At 35.5% G+C, this 21,486-nt stretch carries 18 protein-coding genes; 13 read left to right on the top strand and 5 right to left on the bottom strand.

The genetic code is table 11. The features are described 5' to 3' along the window. Positions 1 to 104 precede the first annotated feature (104 nt). From ACFE0M_RS08995 to ACFE0M_RS09025, 7 genes are all read left to right on the top strand, one after another. On the top strand, positions 105 to 1,235 hold the full coding sequence (locus ACFE0M_RS08995; protein ID WP_434545421.1) for a cytochrome-c peroxidase: 1,131 nt from the start codon (positions 105 to 107) through the stop codon (positions 1,233 to 1,235). Next, positions 1,219 to 1,941 (top strand): MbnP family protein, encoded by a 723-nt coding sequence (locus tag ACFE0M_RS09000; RefSeq protein ID WP_434545422.1) that lies wholly within the window; start codon positions 1,219 to 1,221, stop codon positions 1,939 to 1,941. The genes ACFE0M_RS08995 and ACFE0M_RS09000 overlap by 17 nt, the downstream gene beginning before the upstream one ends. A 53-nt stretch (positions 1,942 to 1,994) precedes the next feature. Then, positions 1,995 to 2,483: a cupredoxin domain-containing protein gene (locus ACFE0M_RS09005; protein WP_434545423.1), complete on the top strand. Its 489-nt coding sequence runs from the start codon at positions 1,995 to 1,997 to the stop codon at positions 2,481 to 2,483. Positions 2,484 to 2,659: 176 nt separating this feature from the next. Continuing rightward, complete coding sequence (locus ACFE0M_RS09010; RefSeq protein WP_434545424.1) at positions 2,660 to 5,008, top strand: fasciclin domain-containing protein; 2,349 nt, start codon at positions 2,660 to 2,662, stop codon at positions 5,006 to 5,008. A 125-nt stretch (positions 5,009 to 5,133) separates the two neighbouring features. After that, positions 5,134 to 6,138: a sensor histidine kinase gene (locus ACFE0M_RS09015; RefSeq protein ID WP_434545425.1), complete on the top strand. Its 1,005-nt coding sequence runs from the start codon at positions 5,134 to 5,136 to the stop codon at positions 6,136 to 6,138. Beyond that, positions 6,138 to 6,908, top strand: coding sequence for a LytR/AlgR family response regulator transcription factor (locus ACFE0M_RS09020; RefSeq protein ID WP_434545426.1), 771 nt, complete (start codon positions 6,138 to 6,140; stop codon positions 6,906 to 6,908). The genes ACFE0M_RS09015 and ACFE0M_RS09020 overlap by 1 nt, the downstream gene beginning before the upstream one ends. Before the next feature lie 10 nt (positions 6,909 to 6,918). Further along, positions 6,919 to 7,281: a hypothetical protein gene (locus ACFE0M_RS09025; protein ID WP_434545427.1), complete on the top strand. Its 363-nt coding sequence runs from the start codon at positions 6,919 to 6,921 to the stop codon at positions 7,279 to 7,281. On the opposite strand, the gene ACFE0M_RS09030 is transcribed toward ACFE0M_RS09025, so the two are convergent. Continuing rightward, on the bottom strand, positions 7,278 to 7,514 hold the full coding sequence (locus tag ACFE0M_RS09030) for a hypothetical protein (protein WP_434545428.1): 237 nt from the start codon (positions 7,512 to 7,514) through the stop codon (positions 7,278 to 7,280). The genes ACFE0M_RS09025 and ACFE0M_RS09030 overlap by 4 nt on opposite strands. Before the next feature lie 191 nt (positions 7,515 to 7,705). On the opposite strand from ACFE0M_RS09030, the gene ACFE0M_RS09035 reads away from it, so the two are divergent. Beyond that, on the top strand, positions 7,706 to 9,004 hold the full coding sequence (locus ACFE0M_RS09035; RefSeq protein WP_434545429.1) for an MFS transporter: 1,299 nt from the start codon (positions 7,706 to 7,708) through the stop codon (positions 9,002 to 9,004). Positions 9,005 to 9,327: 323 nt separating this feature from the next. Here ACFE0M_RS09035 and ACFE0M_RS09040 read toward each other — a convergent pair whose 3' ends face one another. Beyond that, complete coding sequence (locus ACFE0M_RS09040) at positions 9,328 to 10,245, bottom strand: glutaminase (protein ID WP_434545430.1); 918 nt, start codon at positions 10,243 to 10,245, stop codon at positions 9,328 to 9,330. Between the two features lie 205 nt (positions 10,246 to 10,450). Here ACFE0M_RS09040 and ACFE0M_RS09045 point away from each other — a divergent pair, with 205 nt between their 5' ends. Beyond that, positions 10,451 to 11,578, top strand: coding sequence for a DUF4221 family protein (locus ACFE0M_RS09045; protein ID WP_434545431.1), 1,128 nt, complete (start codon positions 10,451 to 10,453; stop codon positions 11,576 to 11,578). Here the strand turns inward: ACFE0M_RS09045 and ACFE0M_RS09050 are convergent. After that, positions 11,575 to 12,519: an AraC family transcriptional regulator gene (locus ACFE0M_RS09050; protein ID WP_434545432.1), complete on the bottom strand. Its 945-nt coding sequence runs from the start codon at positions 12,517 to 12,519 to the stop codon at positions 11,575 to 11,577. The genes ACFE0M_RS09045 and ACFE0M_RS09050 overlap by 4 nt on opposite strands. A gap of 304 nt (positions 12,520 to 12,823) precedes the next feature. Here ACFE0M_RS09050 and ACFE0M_RS09055 point away from each other — a divergent pair, with 304 nt between their 5' ends. Together ACFE0M_RS09055 and ACFE0M_RS09060 are read left to right on the top strand one after the other, a co-directional pair. Continuing rightward, the gene (locus ACFE0M_RS09055; protein ID WP_434545433.1) at positions 12,824 to 14,347 is read left to right on the top strand and encodes an aldehyde dehydrogenase family protein; all 1,524 of its coding nucleotides are present in this window, start codon (positions 12,824 to 12,826) and stop codon (positions 14,345 to 14,347) included. Between the two features lie 106 nt (positions 14,348 to 14,453). Further along, a complete protein-coding gene (locus ACFE0M_RS09060; protein WP_434545434.1) occupies positions 14,454 to 14,846 on the top strand; it encodes a DUF779 domain-containing protein in 393 nt (130 codons plus the stop codon). A 118-nt stretch (positions 14,847 to 14,964) separates the two neighbouring features. On the opposite strand, the gene ACFE0M_RS09065 is transcribed toward ACFE0M_RS09060, so the two are convergent. Together ACFE0M_RS09065 and ACFE0M_RS09070 are read right to left on the bottom strand one after the other, a co-directional pair. Then, positions 14,965 to 18,003, bottom strand: coding sequence for an efflux RND transporter permease subunit (locus ACFE0M_RS09065; RefSeq protein ID WP_434545435.1), 3,039 nt, complete (start codon positions 18,001 to 18,003; stop codon positions 14,965 to 14,967). Further along, complete coding sequence (locus ACFE0M_RS09070) at positions 18,003 to 19,064, bottom strand: efflux RND transporter periplasmic adaptor subunit (protein WP_434545436.1); 1,062 nt, start codon at positions 19,062 to 19,064, stop codon at positions 18,003 to 18,005. Before ACFE0M_RS09070 ends, ACFE0M_RS09065 begins: the two co-directional genes overlap by 1 nt. A 105-nt stretch (positions 19,065 to 19,169) precedes the next feature. On the opposite strand from ACFE0M_RS09070, the gene ACFE0M_RS09075 reads away from it, so the two are divergent. Together ACFE0M_RS09075 and ACFE0M_RS09080 are read left to right on the top strand one after the other, a co-directional pair. Beyond that, positions 19,170 to 20,324, top strand: a complete 1,155-nt coding sequence (locus tag ACFE0M_RS09075) for a hypothetical protein (protein WP_434545437.1) — start codon at positions 19,170 to 19,172, stop codon at positions 20,322 to 20,324. A gap of 34 nt (positions 20,325 to 20,358) precedes the next feature. Then, a complete protein-coding gene (locus ACFE0M_RS09080) occupies positions 20,359 to 21,411 on the top strand; it encodes a hypothetical protein (RefSeq protein WP_434545438.1) in 1,053 nt (350 codons plus the stop codon). Positions 21,412 to 21,486: the final 75 nt, after the last annotated feature.

Below are 21,486 nucleotides of genomic sequence, written 5' to 3' on the forward strand. Positions count from 1 at the left end.
TGGTGGATGTTTTGCTTTTTTTACAAACATTTATCAAAATAGATAAACTTTTCTTCATATAAATTACGTTTGTTGGTAATGATTAACAATATTTAATTTTAAAATTGGATCGATTCATAATGCGTGTTTTAGTCTTCTTTTTCCTTTGTATGTTTTTCATCATTGCTTGTGATCCTAAAGAGGTGCCCATGCCTGATGAAGATTTTGAATTGGAAGCCCCTTCCTATTTCGGGAGTTATAATGAACGGATTCCCGAAGATAATCCGATTACACAAAAGGGATTTGAGCTGGGGAGAATGTTGTTTTATGAAAAAAAGCTTTCTGGTGACAACAGCATGTCTTGTGCAAGTTGCCATCAACAAAGCAAAGCATTCACTGATGGTAAGGCAATTAGCCCGGGAATAGATGGCATAAATGGAAAAGTAAGTACTATGTCATTGGTGAATTTGCTTTGGGCTGAAAAGTTTACATGGAATGGGAAGATGGAAACCGTAGAGGCACAATCCACCGAGCCTATTCGAAATCCAATTGAAATGCACGAAAATTTCGAGAATGCCATTCAGAAATTAGAGGAAGCTGGCTATAGCCGATTATTTCAAGAAGCTTTTGAATCAGAAGAAATAACAGAGGAATTAATTGGGAAAGCCTTATCTCAATTTCAAAGAGCTCTAGTTTCCTCTAACTCCAAGTATGATCAATATTTAAGAGGTGAATATGAACCAACTCAATCTGAACGAAGAGGGGAACAATTGTTTTTTACTCATCCAATTCCTGGTCAGCTAAGAGGAGGAAATTGCGGAGATTGTCATTTAGGCCCCTTGACCTCTGGGGCAATTGATGGCTTTCAAGGTTTTCATAATAATGGTTTAGATGATGATGATAATATGGATGAAGGGTTAATGGCGGTGACAGGTAATCCGGCCGACAAGGGTAGGTTTAAGACCCCGAGCTTAAGGAATATTGCTTTAACTGCCCCTTATATGCACGATGGAAGGTTTGAAACTTTGGAAGAAGTCATCGAACATTATGATAATGGAATCCATCAAAGCAGTACTCTTGATATTTTGATTATAGAAGGAAGCAATGAGAACCAAGCTTCTGGAGATCAACCACAATTATTTTTAACAGAACAAGAAAAAGATGATATTATCGCATTTTTACACATGTTAACAGATGAAGATTTTATTAATAACCCCCAATTCTCTAACCCCTTTGAAGATGATGAAAACAATTAAATACCTTTTTTTATTAACTCCATTCATATTTTTTGCATGTGAAGAGGATGTGGAAAATACTTCTTCCTTAGAATTAGAATTTGTTCACAAAGTAGGACAGGAAGATTTTGAATATGGTGAAATATATCAAAATGAAGCCGGAAATGAATTCTCTTTGCGTTTATGGAGAACTTATATCAGTGAAGTAAAATTGATTAAATCAAATAATGAAGTTTATGCAGTTCCTCATAGCTATCATTTAATTGAACCGGAAAATGGTAATAAATTTAGGCTGAATCTAACCGAAATCCCAAGCGGAGATTATAAATCAATTGAATTTTACATAGGGGTATTTGGAGATGAAAATTTATCCGAAGATATAGTGGGTGATTTAGATCCTTCTAATAATATGGCTTGGAATTGGACTACAGGCTATAAATTTGTAAGGATGGATGGAGAATTCCAAGATTTATCTGGAAATAGAAGAGGAGTAGTGGTACATATCGGCACAAGAGCTAATCTTAAATTTCAATCTTTTGAATTCTCTGATGGCATGAACATATCTGAGCAATCGAATAAAATTACATTTGATTTAGATCTGTTGGAGGCATTCAAAAACCCCAACACTATTGATTTTGAACTGTTAAGTGATTTTCAATTTAATAATGAAGCTGATTTAATAGGAGAGAACTATGCTAATGGATTTGTGAAATTGGTAGAGCAATAATTATTATTTAAATTGATAATCAAAAATCTATAACAAATAAAACATTTTGACCTATGAAAAATTTTAAACGAGTATTATTGTTATTACCCATATTGTTTCTAGCATTTTCGTGTCAGGATGATATGGAAGATGTTGTAGATGACGGTGATGATGATAACAATGATGATAATTCAATCAATATTGTGGCTATGATGGTTGATAATTCTGGAGCATCAGCTTATTTCGTTTCTTCAATTTCTGGAAATGAAGATTTGACAGCCTTAAATGAGGATAATAGTCCTTGGGAGTTGACAGTTGGAACAAGATATGAACTAACAGTTACAGGAGCAAGTACCCACCCATTTGCTCTAAGGGATGGAGATAATAATATTTTGTTGAGTATGAATGACGTGGACGGATCCTTTGAAAGCGACTCAGATGTTGATTTCCAAACTAGTGGCACAAGCTTCAATTTTACATTAACTCAGGAACTGGCTGATGAGCTTAATAACTATGTTTGCACTATTCACTCGGGTATGACAGGAAGTATTTCGATTAATTAAATCATTCACAAGTTCTATCATAAACTCCAATTCATATATCATTATGGGTTGGAGTTTTTTTTGCAGTTCATCCAAATAAGATAACGACTCATCTAACCTAAACTACAACTCGTCCTTATAAATATTCCTTATAACATTATTTCATGTTGTTACATCAAACAAAAAAATTAACAACTATGAAAAATTTATGGAGATTACTATTATTAATTCCTTTAACATTTATCGCAATATCATGCGATGATGAGGAAATGGATGACGAAAACATGGAGCCTGCACCTACTCTTGTAGAGGCTGCAGAAGATGCGGGATTAACGACCTTATTGGATGCTGTGGGAGCAGTTGATGGATTGAGTCAGACACTATTAGATGCAAGTGAAATCACAGTATTTGCGCCTACCAATGCTGCTTTTTCTGATGCTTTAGAGGCATTTGGTGCTTCTAACCTTTCCGAATTGATAGACGCAATAGGCGGGGTTGAAAATTTAGAAACTGTATTAGGTTTTCATGTAGTGCCGGCAGTTGCTTTTTCAGATGACTTAATTGATGGAGCACAAACCTTTAATACTTTAGCTGGTCAAAGCCTTACAGTAACTGCTTCTGGCGGTAATGTGACGGTTACGGATGTAAATGATAATACTTTCAATGTTGTAACGGCAGATGTGGAAATCGAAAATGGTGTAGTACATGTGATCGATGGTGTTTTATTACCTGAACTTCCTGAGGATGATGACGAGGAGGAAGAGTTGCCAAATTTAGTAGATGCAGCTACTGATGCTGGCTTAACTACCTTATTAGATGCTGTTGGAGCAGTAGATGGTTTAGCGGATAACTTATTAGCTGCTGAAGCAATAACAGTTTTTGCTCCAACCAACGATGCATTTGGAGCTGCTTTAGAAGCCTATGGAGCTGCAGATTTAAATGAATTAGTAGAAGCATTAGGCGGAGTTGAAAATTTAGAAACCGTATTAGGATTTCACGTTGTGCCTGCTGTAGCTTTTGCAGAAGATTTGTCTGATGGTGAACAAACATTCAATACTTTAGCTGATCAAGAATTAACGGTAACCGCTTCTTCTGAAGGAGTAACCGTTACTGATGCATTAGGTAATACTTTCAATGTAGTTACTGCTGATGTGGCGATTGAAAATGGTGTGGTTCATGTAATTAACGGGGTATTACTACCTGAATTACCAAATCCAAATTTAGTAGATGCGGCAACTGATGCTGGTTTAACCACACTTTTAGATGTAGTGGGTGAAGTAGATGGTTTAGCTGATGATCTGTTAGCCGCTGAAGCTATCACTATTTTTGCACCTACTAATGAGGCGTTTGAAGCTGCTTTAGAGGCCATCAGTACTGCTAATTTAAACGAAGCAGTGGAAGCTTATAAAGTAATTGAAAATTTAGAAACAGTTTTAGGTTTTCACATAGTTCCTGCTGTTGCCTTTGCTGCTGACTTGGCCGAGGGAGCGCAAACTTTTAATACACTTGCTGGACAAGAATTGACCGTAACTAGAACAGGTTCTGATGTTACTGTAACTGACTTATCAGGAAATATCTTCAACGTAGTAACGGCCGATGTTGCTATAGATAACGGAGTAGTGCATGTAATCGATGGTGTTTTATTACCAGATTTACCAAATCCAAATTTGGTTGAATTAGCTACATTTGCAGGTTTAAGCACACTTTTAGATGCAGTAGGTGCAGTAGATGGTTTAGCTGATGACCTATTAGGTGCAGATGCAATTACCGTTTTTGCTCCTACCAATGATTCGTTTGCTGATGCGTTAAATGCTTATGGAGTTGATAACTTAGACGACCTTGTGACTGAACTAGGAGGAGTTGATAACTTAGAAGCTGTATTAGGTTTCCACGTTGTGCCAGCAGTTGCCTTTGCTGAAGACTTAGCAGAAGGTGCTCAAACTTTCAATACTTTAGCAGGACAAGAATTAACAGTAACGAGGACTGGATCTGATGTAACTGTTACTGATGTTTCAGGGAATACTTTTAGTGTAGTAACTGCTGATGTGGCTATTGAAAATGGTGTGGTTCATGTGATTGATGGTGTATTATTACCAGAAATTACACTTCCAAATGTGGTTGATGCTGCCACAAGTGCTGGTTTAACTACTTTGATTGATGCTTTAGTGGCTGCTGAGTTAGATGATGACGTTTCTAATGCTGAGGCGATCACGGTGTTTGCTCCAACTAATGAAGCTTTTGTAGCTTTGTTGGAAGCCCAAGAAGTAGAGGACTTAGACGGATTAATTGCAAAATTAGGCGCAGAAGCTGTTGCTGATGTTTTGACCTTCCATGTGGTACCGGCCGTAGCTTTCTCACATGATTTATCTGATGGTGATACTTTTACAACGCTACAAGGTGAAGACTTAACAATAAATATCACTGAGAATGGCGGAGTAACCGTAACCGATGTTAATGCAAATACCTTCAATGTTACTACTGCTGATGTAGCCATTGAAAATGGAGTAGTGCATGTAATTGATGGTGTATTATTGCCAACACTTTAATAGATTATGGTTTATTTAGTTTTAAATGCAAAAAAAGATGGGATTCATTTCCCATCTTTTTTACATTACATTTATGATTTAATAATCTTACACAAGATTATTTAGTGGTTTTATAATTACTTTAAATGTTCCAACACAAATATAAATTCTTATTTATTGCTTTACTGGCAATCTATTCATTCCTCAATATCATTGTGTTGGAAGGGGACAGGCTTTTTCAGGCTGGCTTACCTTACAATTATTTATTTTGGACTATTTTAGGGCTTACCTTTGCAGTATGGATGTCCAATTGGCTCATCCAAAAATACTTGACAAGGTATTGGGCGAAAATACATGCTTTGATAAAACAATTTGTTATCAGCATTTTTTCAGTTTTGCTTATAAGTTTAATTTCAGTGGAAACAACTGAGCTTTTATTAGGAGATCCTTTTACTTTAAGCAGACAAAATTTCCTTTTAACTTTTGCATTTACATTTAGAATTAATCTTTTTCTTAATACTATAAATGCCATCTTTTTCTTCAATAGGAAATATAAAGAAAAAGAACTAGAAGCAGAGAAATTGAAAAACATCAATATAGGTTCTCAATACGAAAGATTGAACCATCAATTAAATCCTCATTTTCTCTTTAATAATCTGAATGCATTATCAACTTTAATGCATGACGATTTAGAAAAAGCAGATTTATTTCTTCAAAAACTTTCCGCAATCTATCGTTACATATCACAAAATGTAAATGAAGAGTTGGTAAGTCTGGAGAAAGAGATACATTTTTTAAAAGACTACGTTTCTTTGCTTGAGATACGTTTTAAAGACTCATTGTTGATTAATATTTCAATCGATGAAGAAGCGGAGAAATGCTTTATTCCACCTGTAGTACTTCAACTTTTGATAGAGAATGTGGTAAAACATAATTTTTTCACAATCGAAAAGCCAGTAAAAGTTGAAATCATAAATGAAGGGCTTAATTTAAAAGTAAGTAATACTTTTCAACCCAAAACAGAAGATGTAGATTCTATGGGAATAGGATTGCAAAACATTTCAGAACGTTATAAGTTTTTAGATAAGTCGATTGAAATTAATAAAAGCAAAAACAGTTTTGAAGTTATAATTCCATTAATCATTGTATAATGAATTTGTTAATTTTTGAAGATGAACCATTAGCACAGCAAAGGGTAGTGCAAATAATCCAAAAAACAAGACCTGAATGGATAATTTCTGGTACAGCCCAAAGTGTAGCTGAAGCTAGAAATTTACTTCAGAATAGTTCAGATATTGATTTATTAATCTGTGACATTCATTTGGCGGATGGAGAATGTTTTAAAATTTTTGAAAATCAGCATTTACAAATCCCTATTATCTTCTTGACTGCATACGATCAGCATGCACTGGAATCATTCAATCATTATTGCATTGATTATGTTCTCAAACCTTTACAGGAATCTCGATTGCTTCAAGCATTTGAAAAATATGAACAACTTTGCCTAAGAGAGGAAAAACTGGAACTTGAAAGCAATGTTATTCAATCTGTCATCAAAAAATTATCTTCTAAAAACTACAAGCAAAGATTCTTGACCAAAGTGGGCAGTAAAATGCTTTTTAAGGATATTCATGAAATTGCTTATTTCTATGCAGAAGATAAAATTGTTTATTTGAAAGAGATTGGAACCGCCAAAAAATATATTATCAATTTCAGTTTAGATGAATTGGAGAAGAAAATATTAGATCCATCGCAGTTTTATAGAATCAACCGCTCAATAATCATTAATTTAGAGGCTTTAGTGGAAATGAAAACCTATCATAACGGAAGACTAAAGCTTTTTGTCAAATCTTCTGATGATTTGGATTTAATAGTGGCGAGAGAAAGAGTTGGACAATTTAAAGATTGGATAAATCAATAATTTTTTAATCATGACGAAATACATATTAATTTTAAGTGTTTTTACTTTTTTAAATATTAATTTTATTCAGGCGCAAGAGTATTCTAAACAAGAATTGGACTCCATCAAGAGGGAAATATTTACTATCAAAAAGGATGTAAATCAAATTCAGCTTCAATTGTCAGATGCTAAAAAGACCTTGAAAACAGGAATTTTTGTAGCCACTCTTGGTTACACTGTAACCATTATCGGTGGTCAATTATTAGGTACTAATCCAGAATTGGGTGAAGCATTGCTATATACTGGTGGGGCTATTGGAATAGGGGGTACCATAGTGTTAGTAAATGGATTCAATAAACTAAGTTTAAGTAAGCCAAAAATAAGAACGGATTAGCCCAAAGCAATTTCTCCCCAATCAGCGTGCATTTCATCAAAACGTTGCATCACTTTTTTCATAAAATCTTCAGAAATTAGGCTTTTTAATTCTTCCACATCTGCCACTTCATATTCATCAATTTTGAAAGTTTGTTCATATAATCCTAATTCAAATTTTACTAAATACTTTTCATTCCATTGGAATAGACTGATTTTACAAAAATCATTGGGAAGTTCACCTATTACCCTCATTTTTTATAATTTTAAGTTTAAGCAAAGGTAATACTACTTTCTCGAGTTTAAAATTGAAAATAAACCTGTCAGGTTTATCCTAATTATTCATGAATAAAACGCTATTTTTTTAACTTTATAATTTCAAAAAAACCTGACAGGTTTGGGCTCACTTCTAATGTGTAAAAAAGAGAATTCATATATAAACATTGATGGCAGAATTAAAGGAACGATTTTATGATTATTTGATTGAGGAAGATGAACCTAGAGCCTGTAAAGCAATTCCTGAAGAGGCTTGCACTAATGTTCCCAAGAATTTTACGCTCAATATTGCCAATGGAACATTAACAAAACTGGCAGAAAAAATTATTAGCCCAAACCTAACTTTAGCTTGGATCATGGATTTTTTCGGTGCTTCTTCTGCTATGATAGGTGCCTTGGTTCCTATAAAAGATGCAGGTTCATTATTACCTCAATTGGCTGTTTCTGGTAAGATAAGGTCATTTTCAATCAGAAAGAATTTCTGGGCAATCAGTGCCTTGGTGCAAGGGTTTTGCTGGTTGGCTGCGGCTGGTCACATTTTCTTTGGTGATGAGAAAAGCTTTCCGATGGCAATGCTAGTGCTTTTAGCGGTTTTTAGTGTAGCAAGTGGTGTGGCTTCTGTAGCCTATAAAGATGTGATCGGAAAAACTATTCCGAAAAATACTCGAGGGCAAATGCTGAGCTATCGTTCTACTTTTGGCGGAATACTAAGTCTGATTGCTGGGGTAGTTTTAGTGTTTTTTATACAAGAAGAAGCTGATAAATCCATTTATGGGTTCATGTTTCTGTTTGCTGCTGCCTTGTGGTTTATAGCTTCTATTTTGTTTTTCATGATTCAAGAAGAAAAAGGAGCCACTGATGGAGGTAGAAATCCCTTGCAAGAAGTTAAAGCTGGAATAAAATTGATAAAAGAAGAAACGAATTTCAGAAATTTTCTTTTTACTCGAGCGCTGTTAATGGCGGTTCCATTATTGCAGCCCTTCTATGTTTTGGTTGCCAACGATATAGGCAATCCTGACTGGAGTTTGTTAGGATATTTGATTATAGTAAATGGATTAGCAAATGTATTGAGCAGTCCAATTTGGGGTAAAATAGCGGATCAATTGTCAACTCGTCTAATGCGTATTTCTTCCATAATTGCGATTGGTGGAGGAATTTTTGCCTTAATGTTTTATTTTGCTACTGATTGGAATCTAGGTTTTTATGCATTCCTGCCAGTTTTTTTTATCAATGGTATAGCCTATAGCGGAGCCAGATTAAGCCGAAAAACTTATTTAGTAGATTACGCTCCTGATGATAATCGTGCCACTTATGTTTCAGTGGCAAATACTTTCATTGGGTTGTTCACCTTAGTGGCAGCTGGCTTTGGCGTAATAGCTGATTTGTTCGGACTTCCAGCGCAAATTATCTTTTTTATGAGTTTGTTGGTTTTGGCTATTGTTTTGAGCTTTAGGTTGAAGAAGGTATGATGATTTTTAATCGCCTTTTTTTGGTAAATTATTATATTACGCCCTTTCAGGGGTTCTATGAGTTATGCTTTAAGCATAGGGCTTCACCCTATGTTAAGATATGTCGTCCCTTCAGGACTTGGATGATTTTGAGCTTTAATTATCTTAAGATAGTTTATGTAAATTAGTATAATGATAAGTCATCTATAATTATGACTAATGAAAATTTGGTGTAATATTAATTTAGTCCTGAAGGGACGTAATATTTAAACACATGGTGTAGCCCTGTGAAAAGAAAAACGAAAATCTTAAGCCCTGAAGGGGCGTAATAGTTTTCTAGTAATCTAAAATATAGACATTTCCGTATGAGTTGTAAACAACTCCAAGGCATGCATACCTTTGGCCGAATTTCCCTTCTCATTCAATTTCGGACTCCAAACTGCAATACTGTATTTACCTGGGTAAACCGCAGCAATTCCACCGCCCACACCACTTTTTCCAGGCAAACCAACACGAAAGGCAAATTCACCGGATTCATCATAAAATCCACAAGTCAGCATCAGCGCATTGATTCTCTTGATTTGGTTGGGTTCTAAAAATAGTGTGCCATCTGGGGCGCATTTTCCATGTTGGGCGAACAGCTGGAAACACCATGCTAATTCCACACAATTCATATCAATTGAGCATGTATAAAAGTAAAAATCTAAAACATCTTCTGGATTATTGTGAATGTTTTTAAAGCTTTTAATGAAGTTGGCCATGGCTACATTTCGATAACCCATGCTTTTCTCAGACTGAAAAACAGCTTCATTATATTGAATTTTATCTGTCCCTTGAAGGTCATGGATAAATTTTAAATATTCTGCTTTGGGGTCTTCCAACTCAGACAATAGAATATCGCAAATCACGATTGCCCCAGAATTGATAAATGGATTTCTGGGAATCCCTTCCTCATGCTCTAATTGAACCAGAGAGTTGAAAGGATCACCGGATGGCTCAACATCCACTCTATCCCAGACTTTATTGCCTATGCACTGAATGGCCATGCTGAGGGTAAAGACTTTAGAAATACTCTGAATAGAGAATCTTTCTTGATAATCTCCTGCATTATAGGTTTCTCCATTGACAAACTGCAAAGAAGCCCCAAATTTGTTAGGGTCAATTTTGGCTAATTCCGGAATATAAGAGGCCACTTTCCCAGGGTGCTCCACTGAATTGACCGTATGTAAAATATCATCGAGTATTCTGTTGTAGTCTTCCAAATTGTAGTTTTTGTTTTTTTCTTGCTTACGGCTGGAATGATGTTGAGATGCAAAGAATTGTATTTATAAACTATAAATCCATTTTTAAATGTTTTTAATTTAAACGAGCGGTTAATTAATTATCCCAACAGAATATAATATTTTCTATTGAGGCTTGTAACTGTTGTATTAATTAGTTAGTTTAAAGTGACGGAAATTCAAATATATGTTTTTAGCAAGATCTATTTTAGGCTATTTCATACTTTTATTGGTTTTTGCGATGGCTTGTAATGAAAAAAATATTCAAGAATTAGATTACTCTATAACTCCATATCCCATTAAAACCGGCTATGACGGCACCAATTTTTATTTTAATTACACATTACAAAATACTGATAGTGGTGAATACATTTATTACTATGATCATTTGATGAAAAGAATTTCTATTGTTGATTTTGACAATAAAGAGATAATAGATCATATACCGTTGAATAATGACAAATATGAAATAAAAGGAGTAGGGGAGATTATCCTTTCTGACACTTCCCTGATACTTCGTAATATGAATTGGTTTTATTGGGTCAGTAATGACGGTTTGGTTCAAAATTATGCTGATCCAGAAACTTTTAAAGGGATGAGATTTAAAGACGAGTTTGATTATACATTCGGTTATAAAACTTCCTATCAAAACCATATAAATAAATCAGAAGATATCATTCAGTTTTCTAAGTTTCCTTCGAATTATGATAAGAATCATTTTAGTAAGTCCCGATTGGTAAAAGTATTCTTAAATAAGGATAGTATCATTAATTCTAATGAGCCTTTAGATTTTTCAAATTATAAAAATGAAAATGAAACATTTGGCTTCAGGTCTAATCCATTTATTATAAGTATGAATAATGAGGTATATGTTACTTACCCATTTACACCCGATATCCATATTTACAATAGAGATGATTTATCCTTGGAAATGACGGTAGAATTATCCAATTATGATGAATTACCTAATAATAAACCTATTACAATAGCTAAATTTAAAGAAATTACTGAAGAAAATTTTCAGAACGAAACTCCTCTAGATGATCAAACATATTATCATAATCTATACTATGACCCTTATCGAGAGTTGTTTTATCGGCCTGTAAAGAGGGAAATACTTGAACATGAAGAGGTTATGGATTATAAAATGTGGTTGCTAATTTTTAATCAAGATATGGAATTGTTGGGTAAGTTAGATTTAGAGGATAAGTTTTCCCCATTTCTTTATATCAGCAAAAAAGGATTGTTTATAAGAAAAAAGAAACAACAAGAAAATCGAATAGACTTACACAGAATTGATTTTGAACTTCCTTAATTCAAAAATGAGCCACCTAATTGGTAATTCTTTTTAAATGCAGAAGGAGACACGCCTTCTTCTTTCTTAAAAGCACTGGTGAAGTGAGATAGGTTTTCAAAACCACTATTAAAACAAGCTTGCGTTATACTGCAATCAGGTTTCTTTAACCATTTTTTGGCCAATTTTATTCTTTCAGAGAGCACATACTGACCGGGTGTAATGCCAAATGCCTCTTTGAATTTTTTAAAGAATGTTGCCCTGCTCATGCAAGCCGCGTTGGCCAGCCTATCGAAGTCAATTTTTTCATTGATTTTATTTTGTATGATATGAATAGCATAGGCTAAAGGATGATGAGTGGCTAATGCTTTAGGAGAAGAAGTGAAAACATGTCTAGCCTGAGTTTGCATCAAACGGATAATCATTTCCTTCATGGCCAAATCCACATATAAATCCTTGGTGGTACCGTCCTCTGTTCTAGAAATTTTAATGATTCTATCCACCGTATTAATCAACTCCTGATTATTGATGATATGGTGAATGCTTGGATCAATTTGCCATTGCTCTTGCTCCATTACTTTCGGATGTTTTTCATTCAACATATCCAAAGTAAAATCTATTAACTGTTGGGAAATGGCCAGGGCAATGCATTGAGTCGGTTGTCCTTTTTTAGCTTCCGGGAAATCAATTTCCATGACCTCATTGGGGCCAACAATCACCGATTCGCCAGGTAGATAATCAAATGCCTCTTTATTTTCTAGATGCATTACTTTTTTGCCTCTCAGCATGGACGTGAATACAAAGTCGTTGAAAACCAACTTCACATCTTTTGCTTGTTGATGAGTTTCAAATACATTCAGTTCGCAACTGTCATAAGTATAGGCAGTACGATTTTCCACTAAAGTGAAAAGCGAGTTTTCATTTCCTAAAGGTACTTCGTATGGGCGGATGGCTTTGTTCATAGCAGATTATTTTTCTAATATCTGTTAAAAACCTGTCAGGTTTTCAAAACCTGACAGGTCTCTTTGCATATTGGTTAAAATGAGTCTTCCTAATTGCTACCCCGGTCGGTGGCACACCGACCGGAATCAGGAATAAACAATCCTATCAGTTCTCATTTGAAATTACAGTAATACAGCTCTACAATTTAGTAAATTTTATGATATTCTAAAAATCAGATGGAAAGCAAAATGATTCATACGCTTAACAAAACTTTTAAGAATTATAAGTAGGAAATTACATCAAAATAAAAATTAAAAGAATACTATGGAAACTTTAGAAAAAACTCAAAAAACGGTAGAGCGCCCTACCTTTAAGGCGCAATATGACCACTTCATTGGTGGAGAATGGGTAAAACCCGCCAAAGGTGAATATTTTGACAATATTAGTCCAGTTGATGGCAAAGCTTTTACCAAAGCTGCCAGAGGAACAAAGGAGGATGTAAATAGAGCCATTGACGCAGCTCATAAAGCATTTGAAACTTGGTCGAAAACATCTGCGGCAGCTAGAGCCAATGTGCTTTTGAAAATTGCTGATATCATCGAGGAAAATCTTGAGATGCTGGCAAGAGTAGAAACCATTGATAATGGAAAAGCCTTAAGAGAATGTAGAGCTGCTGATTTGCCACTTTGTGTAGATCACTTTAGATATTTTGCTGGTGCCATCAGGGCAGATGAAAGCTCAATTTCAGAACATGACGAACATACCGTAAGCATTAATCTACAAGAGCCTTTAGGAGTTGTAGGTCAAATCATTCCTTGGAACTTTCCATTATTAATGGCAACATGGAAAATAGCTCCAGCCTTGGCAGCCGGATGCTGCACAGTAGTGAAACCAGCAGAACAAACCCCAACTTCCCTAATGGTCTTAATGGAGTTGATTCAAGATGTAGTGCCTGCAGGGGTATTGAATGTAGTAACGGGCTTTGGGCCAGAAGCAGGTAAGCCATTAGCACAATCAGATAGAATAGCAAAAGTAGCATTCACTGGAGAAACTACTACGGGTCGTTTGATTATGCAATATGCTTCTGAAAACTTAATTCCTGTAACCATGGAATTAGGAGGGAAGTCTCCAAACATCTTCATGAAATCTGTAATGGACAAAGATGATGAGTTCTTGGATAAATGTATTGAAGGAGCTGTAATGTTTGCCTTAAATCAAGGAGAAGTTTGTACTTGTCCTTCAAGGATATTGGTACATGAGGATATAGCAGATGAATTTATGAAAAGAGTGGTAGAAAGAACTAAAGCCATCAAAATGGGACATCCTTTGGCAGAAGATACCATGATGGGAGCGCAAGCTTCAAACGATCAATTCGAAAAGATTCTTTCTTATCTTGATATTGGAAAACAAGAAGGAGCAGAGGTGCTTTGCGGTGGCGTAAAAGCAAATCTAAATTCTGGTTTGGAAAACGGCTACTATATTGAGCCTACTATCTTCAAAGGTCATAACAAAATGCGTGTATTCCAGGAAGAGATTTTCGGTCCTGTAACTTCCGTTTGTACTTTCAAAACCACTGAGGAAGCGATCGAAATTGCCAATGATACCATTTACGGATTAGGTGCTGGTTTATGGAGTAGAGATGCTCACGAGTTATATCAAGTGCCTAGAGCGGTAAAAGCTGGACGTGTTTGGGTAAATAACTATCATGCATACCCTGCGCATGCACCATTCGGAGGCTATAAGAAATCCGGTTTCGGTAGAGAGAACCACAAAATGATGTTGGATCACTACAGACAAACCAAGAACATGTTGATTTCTTATGACAAGAATAAATTAGGTTTCTTTTAGTAGATTGTTTTAAGTAGTAAGTTATAGGTTGTAAGTAAGGAAACTCATTTACAATCTATAACTTTTTTACTTATAACTTAGAACCTAAAACTTAAAACTGTTAAAAATGGAAAGAGTAACAATAAGCGACAAAGCAATAGAAGTGATAGATGAATTGAGAGACAGATTTGGTGATTTGATGTTTCACCAAAGTGGGGGCTGCTGTGATGGTTCATCGCCTATGTGTTTTGAAAAAGGTGATTTCAAAGTAGGTGGAGGAGATGTCTGGTTGGGGAAGGTTTACGGCTGCGATTTTTTTATGAGTAAAGATCAATTTGAATATTGGAAACACACCCATCTTACTTTAGATGTTACAGAAGGCAGAGGTTCTAGCTTTTCATTAGAAATCCCGATGGGCATTCGGTTCATGATTCGCTCACGAATCTTTACTATGGAGGAATTGGAAAGTTTAGACCCTATTATGACAGGAGAGGAATATTTAGAGGCGGATGCTAGATAATATTATGTTAGGTCTGACTTTCGGCACTAAGCTAACTTCATGCTTCCAGCTACCAACTTCTGATTTTTCCATAGCCACTTCAATATCTATTAATGAAAACACCTCTTTTAGCATGTACCTAATTTCCACCATTGGGGGCTAGGGGGCTCACATGATAATAAACCAAAGGCACAAAATACAAAGCCGTGAAAGTGCCTATAGTCAAACCGCCCATAACCGCCAGAACGAGGGGCTTTTGCAATTCTGCTCCCAAGCCGCCAGAAAGTAAAACGGGACTCAAAGCCAGAAGGGTAGTAATAGAAGTCATCAGAATCGGTTTCAGTCTAATTTTGCCAGCTGAGAATATAGCTTCATAGATGCTTTCCTTATCTTTCTTTTCTAAATTTTTGATATTGCGATTCATGGTATCTACTTTCAAGATAGCATCATTTACCATAATTCCCAGCATCACCACCATTCCTATGGCTGACATGATATTGATACTGCTTCCGCCTAGCCAAAGGACAATCATAGCCCCCATAATTCCGAACGGTAAAGTGAAAATCACAATTAAGGGTTGCCAAAAGCTCTCAAATTGAGCGGAGAGAATGAAATACAACAGCACTACGGAAATCAACAATATAAAGGCCAGCTCTTTAAGATTTTCTTGGTCTGAAAAATACCTTCCTGATATTTTCTGAATCAGACTGTTTTGATTTGCCCACTGATCAATATCCGAAATCAATTCCTCAGAATTAGGCTGAACTACATCTTCTGTAAGGTTGATGGAGAAGTAAGAACCTGAAACATCAGCCGTTATTTTTTTCAGTCTGTTGCCCCATTCATATTCTACAAAATTTCGTAAAGCATAACTTTTACCTTCACTATTTCGCACTTTGGCCGTTTTCAATAATTCGGCAAAAGCTTTTTGGTCGGTTTCCAAAATCACAGGCGTAATAATAGCAAATTGCTTCAATTCTGATATTTTATAATTGCCCAAGACCCTTTCTAATTGACTGATAATTTGCTCTGGCCTAATGCCGTATTGCAGTAATTTTGGCTGTTTGATGGTCAAAATCATGCTGCTTTCCTCTTCCAAAGAGGGGCCGACTTGAAACTTATCAGCAGGGAAGGATTCCAATACAGGTTTTACGGTTTCGGGATTGGCATTTTTCAAATTAGGATCTTGCCATTGCACTCTGAAATAAGGTTCATCGCTGGCAAACAACATATCAAAAGCATTTTTGGCATTTTCTCTTTCAAATGAAGCTTTCGGATAGGACTGCTTTATTCGATTTTCAAGGACATTTAGCTGCTCATGTTTAGCTTCCTCATTATCAAACTGTAGATAAATTAAACTTTCTTGCAATTCTGCATTTTCCAAACTCAATAGATATTGCGGAATGCCTGCGTCCGTTTCGCTAAATTGAAGTTGTTGGTTCAAATTATCTAGTAATTCCTGACTTCGGTTTGCATTTTCAATGACATCTATCGGTTCGTTCCAATTGATTTTGACCACTGCATCCATTCTGGTAATTTCGGGTAAGCCTTTTTGCTCCATATTCCAGAAAGCCCATAAGCCTAAAGGAATAATGAGAATAATAAGAAAAAAGCTCAAGCCTTTATTCCGGAATGACCAATGATGTGATTTCTCAAATCCTTTGATAATCCTTTTGAAAAAGCGGCTGTCTTCCTTTTTGAAATCTTTTTTCTTTTCAAAGAATAAGCGATAGAGTAGGGGAAGCAGTACAAAGGAAACTCCCAAAGAAACAGTCAAAATAATGCCTACAGAAACGGCTTGGTCAAAGAATAAAACCCCACTCACGCCACTTAAGAAAATTAAGGGGACAAATACTGCCAAAGTGGTCAAAACTGAACTGATTAAAGCGCCCTGTACTTCAGCTACTCCAGCTACGCATGCATCCAGAAGATTCAAGCCTTCCATTCGTTTTCGGCTGATGTTTTCTAAAACAATAATGGCATTATCAATCAGCATTCCCAATCCTAACGCCAATCCGCTTAATGAAATGATGTTGATGCTTAATCCGAATATTTCAAAGAATAGAAAGGATAAAATAAGAGACAATGGCAAACTAATTCCCATAATCACAGGCAATCGAAAAGAACCCATAAAAAGGAAGAGTACTCCAAAAGCAAACAGTCCACCGAAAAGCAAACTGCCCTGCAAATTATTGATGCCCGCTTTCAGGAAGATAGATTGGTCTTGGGTAATGGCAATATCCAAAGTGGGATAATCCTTCTTAAATTGAGCAATGGATTTTTCAATTTCAGGCATTAGTTCCGTCATCACGGCTTGTGGTTGCTTGTGGATATTCATCACGATGCCTCTATTCTGATTAAAAAAATGAAAACCGCTAACCTTTTCCTCTGCAGTCTTAACTATTGCCAGCTGGTGAATAGGAATGTATTTTTCTTCATTAATTCTGACGGGAATTTGAGCAATGTCTTCCGCATCATTCAACCTTCCAGCCATGCGCATATAGTATTGATATTGCCCATCTTTTACTTCCACTCCGCCCAGTTCCTGATTGGCTGATTGAATTGCTTGTGAAATGGATTCTATTTCCAGCCCTGCTCTTTCCAAGGCCTTTAAGTCAGGAATGATTTTAATTTGCTCATCCACCGTTCCATTTAAATCAACTAGAGAAATCCCCTCAATTTGTTCGATTCTCTTTTTAATTACATTTTCCGCCAGTCTGGAGCTCTCCACCATATTGGCAGCATCCTTGGGAATCAACTGAATTTTTGCAATTGGGATATCGGTGTAATTCACTCTTATCACCCTTGGTCGGGACATATCAGCCGGAAATTGATCCGTGAGGCGGTCAATTTTCTCATTGACTTCCACAAAAGCCAGATCCATTCTTTGCCCATAGTTAAACCGTAAGCGCAGCAAACCATTTTCATTAGATGCAGTGGATTGCAAATCGGACAGTCCCTGCATGGTCGCCAAAGATTCCCGCATGGGTTTAAGGATGTTATTTTCAATGGCTTCAGGGGAAGCATTGGCATAATCTACTCGAATAGCCATTTCGGGTATATCAATATCAGGAAGGAGGGAAACAGGTCGGTTTAACCATGCCAACACGCTCAAACCAATGAGCGCAACAAAAGTCATGATGACGGCTATGGGCCTTTGGATGAAATAGCGGGTCATTAGTTTTCTGAATTTTGAATACTGATAGGGGCATCATGTGCCAATTGTAAGTTGTTATTGGTAATCACCACCGTTCCAGCTTTTATGCCATCCGTGATTTCTACCATTTTGCCATTATCATATCCGAATTCCACATAATTCCATTTTGCCAAATCCTTTTCCACTGAGAAAACAACCGGCTTTCCAGAACGCAATACCATACTACTTTTGGGTACTTGCAATCTTTCTCCTTTCGGAATTCTAATCTCTACTTCTACGTTCATTCCGGGCCAAAGAGCATGTTCTCCTTTTAATAAAATTTGCGTTTGCACCAATCCATTTTCATCCACTTTTGGGTTAATGCTGAAAACTTCTCCTGCAAAACTAGCATCCATAGCCGGATTACGAATCTCAGCTGGCATGCCTTCCTTAAGGTTTAAAGCTTCCGATTCCAATAAATTGACTTCTACCAAAAGGCGGTGGTTAAATTCAGCGAATAATTCATCTCCAGCTTTCACACTTTTGCCTTTGAAAGCCTGTACATCGTATAAAGTACCGGAAAAAGGTGCTCTAATGACAGTTTTTTGTAGTGCTATTTTGGCTTCTTTCAGCTGAATGCTACTTTCCTGCAATCCACTGCCAATTTTCAATTTTTGATAAAGACTGTCCTGTTCAGGGTTTTCTTGAGCCAAAAGTTTAGGGAAACCAATGAGGCTATTTTCAAATTCCAGTTTGGCTTTTTCATATTTAATTTCAGCAGATTGCAATTGTAATTGCGCCTCTTCAGGATTTAGGCGAACCAAAACCTCTCCTTCTGACACATTTTGTCCTGATTTGATATTGGCTTGTTGGATAGTCCCATTGGTTTCGGCTAAAACCAATACATCCTTATGTGCTTTTACTTTACCAGCACTTTCAATCAATAAATAAAAAGGAGCAGAAATAGCGGTATCCACCTTCACCATGGTATTGGGTGCTGTATTTTTTACATTTTCCGTGGCTGATTTCTCATCGATCTTTTCTTCGCTACTACAGGCCCAGAAAATAACTGAAATGAAAATTAAAGTGATTTTTTTTGACATATTGATTTTGGTTCAAACTTAAAACTACTACATTGGTAGTTTAGAATCAAAGGTTTTATGAAGAATCTATTGATTTTTATTTTCACTAAATTACATAAGTCATCAATGAAAAACATCATTTTATTGAGTTGTTTAGTCGCAATGCTTTTTTCATGTGAACAAAAGCTACAACAAGAAAAGAAAGCACGTCATCAATTTTCAAAGAATATTCAATTTGATTCTATTGATTTAAATTTAGTATCATTATCAAAATTCAACACTTCATTCGTTGGGAATTTCCACATTAATGAAGATTATATTGCTTTTTTGGATAAGAAGTATGGCAAGATATTTCATTTTAATGCTAATGGAGAATTGCTCGATGAATATCTAGGAAGAGGAAATAGTCCTTTTGAAATTAATACAGCTTATATAGATGGATATTTGCCATTAAAAAATGGTAATCATTTGTTTTTAGGCTCATCTTTTGATTTACACTTTCATTCAGGAGATAATTTTGAACGAATTAAGAGTGTCTTTTTAAAGTGGGACGGAGAACAAGATATTGAGAAAGTTAGGTCTTCCTCAGAACCAGATGTCACTCAGTTTGCTCTATACACATTAGATTATCAAAATTTATTATTAAGAGAGGGCGAGAATGGACAAATTTATATCCCTATCTATGGTGAAACACAATATTTTAATGGATTGAATTCTGATTTTTATTATAAGAAAGGAAAAATTTTAGCTCGAATGGACGTGGAAGCTGGGAAAATTACGAAGGTTATAGGAAATAGATCTCCCCGATATCTGGAAAATAAGTATTTACCTCATCATGCTTCTTTTTCTTATGATATTGACAGTCTTTATAATTTTTACATTAGTCATGAAATTGATTCATTAATTTATAAATATAATCAAGATTACGAATTGATTTCAGCATTTGGGGTTAAGGGAAGTGAAATGAATACTAATTATACTAAAATAAAAGATTTTGAGCCTAAATTATTTAAAAAGTTATATTTTAATGAAAGACCCAAGTTAGGATGGTATTCTCATATTGAGTTCATTGACAAATTAGGCTTGTTGTTTAGAAGTTATAAGAAAGGTGAGCATTCTGAATTTGATGGTTTGCAAATTTTTAAAAATGAGACCTTAATTGCAGATTTAAAAGTACCCAAAGGATTTATAGTAAAGGGCTACATTAAATCTTATGTATTTGGAGAAGTGATTTCTGAAAATTCAGAAACCTTAAATTTATATAAATTCAAACTAGAATAATGAAAACCTTTAAAATCTCTTTTCCGCAAATAATATGAAAAAACTAATACTCTTCATTATACTTCTAATTACATACGCTTGCACACTAGAATCAATTCCTAGGAAGCAATATGCCTATAATCTAAAAGAAGATTTAATCTCTAATCAAGATAGAATCCAATTAGTGGACTCAGGAGCTATTTTAAGTAATATCGTTACCAGCTATCAGCTGGACAATAAAAGACTTTATGTGGTGGCTCAGCAAACTCCTGAAGTCTCAGCTTATGATTTAGAAGATGCTTCCTACCAATCTTTTCAATATCAAAAGCGTCCGGTTAAAATTAATGAATTTGATTTAGGCCATGATAAACTCATGATGTTTTCTGCATTATCAAAAGCGATCTTTGTGCTAGATAAAACGAATGGGACTGTGCTAAATGAAATCAATTTGGATCCTCAAAAATATGAAATTGAATCTCGCCTGGGAGAAAGTCTTTTTCACCTTAATGAAAAGGATAGTCTATTTTATGTGGGGTTAAAAGATGATGATAATACGAAAGCTATTGAGTTAGTGGGCGCATTTGATTTTTCCGGTAAATTACAATTTACTTTTGGGGACTTTACACAAGATAATGACGCATCAAAACCGGGTTATCTGCTGAGTAATGCGGGTGTACTTTCTCAATTAACAAAAAAGTCCCTTTATGTTTTAAAGAAAGAGACTTCCCGATTGTATCAATTTGATTTGAGTGGCAATCTACTCCATAAAGAGATGTTGAGTTTTGAGAAAATACCCAAACATGAAAAAGTGAAAATGAAAGGGAAAAGTGTGATTAAAGACCAGATCATGGATTTTAAAGTGGACGAAAGTAATCAGACCATGGTTTATACTTACTTTACCGATACAGGCGAATTTATGGGGGAGAAATTACCCGCTATGTACCTTGCTTTTAAGGAAGTGCAATCAGACTCGATTAGCATAAAGGAGGTTAATTTCTTTAAACTGATTGATTATCAGGAGCAAACGATATCGACTATTCCAATCGATAGAAATTCAGAAGAAAAATACTTCACTCGATTTAATATACATGAGGTCAGCAATAAATAAAAGTAATCTTAACAGGTAGAACCAAATGATTGCGGATACGAGAAAAATCGATTAAATCTTAAAATTAAGTCAAAA

Source organism: Marivirga sp. (genome assembly GCF_051117495.1).
Taxonomy (GTDB): Bacteria; Bacteroidota; Bacteroidia; order Cytophagales; family Cyclobacteriaceae; genus Marivirga.

Excerpts from the sequence above, each read along its gene's own strand:
- ACFE0M_RS09000 (WP_434545422.1), top strand. The coding sequence starts at position 1,219 with ATGATGAAAACAATTAAATACCTTTTTTTATTAACTCCATTCATATTT.
- ACFE0M_RS09005 (WP_434545423.1), top strand. The coding sequence starts at position 1,995 with ATGAAAAATTTTAAACGAGTATTATTGTTATTACCCATATTGTTTCTA.
- ACFE0M_RS09010 (WP_434545424.1), top strand. The coding sequence starts at position 2,660 with ATGAAAAATTTATGGAGATTACTATTATTAATTCCTTTAACATTTATC.
- ACFE0M_RS09015 (WP_434545425.1), top strand. The coding sequence starts at position 5,134 with ATGTTCCAACACAAATATAAATTCTTATTTATTGCTTTACTGGCAATC.
- ACFE0M_RS09020 (WP_434545426.1), top strand. The coding sequence starts at position 6,138 with ATGAATTTGTTAATTTTTGAAGATGAACCATTAGCACAGCAAAGGGTA.
- ACFE0M_RS09025 (WP_434545427.1), top strand. The coding sequence starts at position 6,919 with ATGACGAAATACATATTAATTTTAAGTGTTTTTACTTTTTTAAATATT.
- ACFE0M_RS09030 (WP_434545428.1), bottom strand. The coding sequence starts at position 7,514 with ATGAGGGTAATAGGTGAACTTCCCAATGATTTTTGTAAAATCAGTCTA.
- ACFE0M_RS09035 (WP_434545429.1), top strand. The coding sequence starts at position 7,706 with ATGGCAGAATTAAAGGAACGATTTTATGATTATTTGATTGAGGAAGAT.
- ACFE0M_RS09045 (WP_434545431.1), top strand. The coding sequence starts at position 10,451 with ATGTTTTTAGCAAGATCTATTTTAGGCTATTTCATACTTTTATTGGTT.
- ACFE0M_RS09050 (WP_434545432.1), bottom strand. The coding sequence starts at position 12,519 with ATGAACAAAGCCATCCGCCCATACGAAGTACCTTTAGGAAATGAAAAC.
- ACFE0M_RS09055 (WP_434545433.1), top strand. The coding sequence starts at position 12,824 with ATGGAAACTTTAGAAAAAACTCAAAAAACGGTAGAGCGCCCTACCTTT.
- ACFE0M_RS09060 (WP_434545434.1), top strand. The coding sequence starts at position 14,454 with ATGGAAAGAGTAACAATAAGCGACAAAGCAATAGAAGTGATAGATGAA.
- ACFE0M_RS09065 (WP_434545435.1), bottom strand. The coding sequence starts at position 18,003 with ATGACCCGCTATTTCATCCAAAGGCCCATAGCCGTCATCATGACTTTT.
- ACFE0M_RS09070 (WP_434545436.1), bottom strand. The coding sequence starts at position 19,064 with ATGTCAAAAAAAATCACTTTAATTTTCATTTCAGTTATTTTCTGGGCC.
- ACFE0M_RS09075 (WP_434545437.1), top strand. The coding sequence starts at position 19,170 with ATGAAAAACATCATTTTATTGAGTTGTTTAGTCGCAATGCTTTTTTCA.
- ACFE0M_RS09080 (WP_434545438.1), top strand. The coding sequence starts at position 20,359 with ATGAAAAAACTAATACTCTTCATTATACTTCTAATTACATACGCTTGC.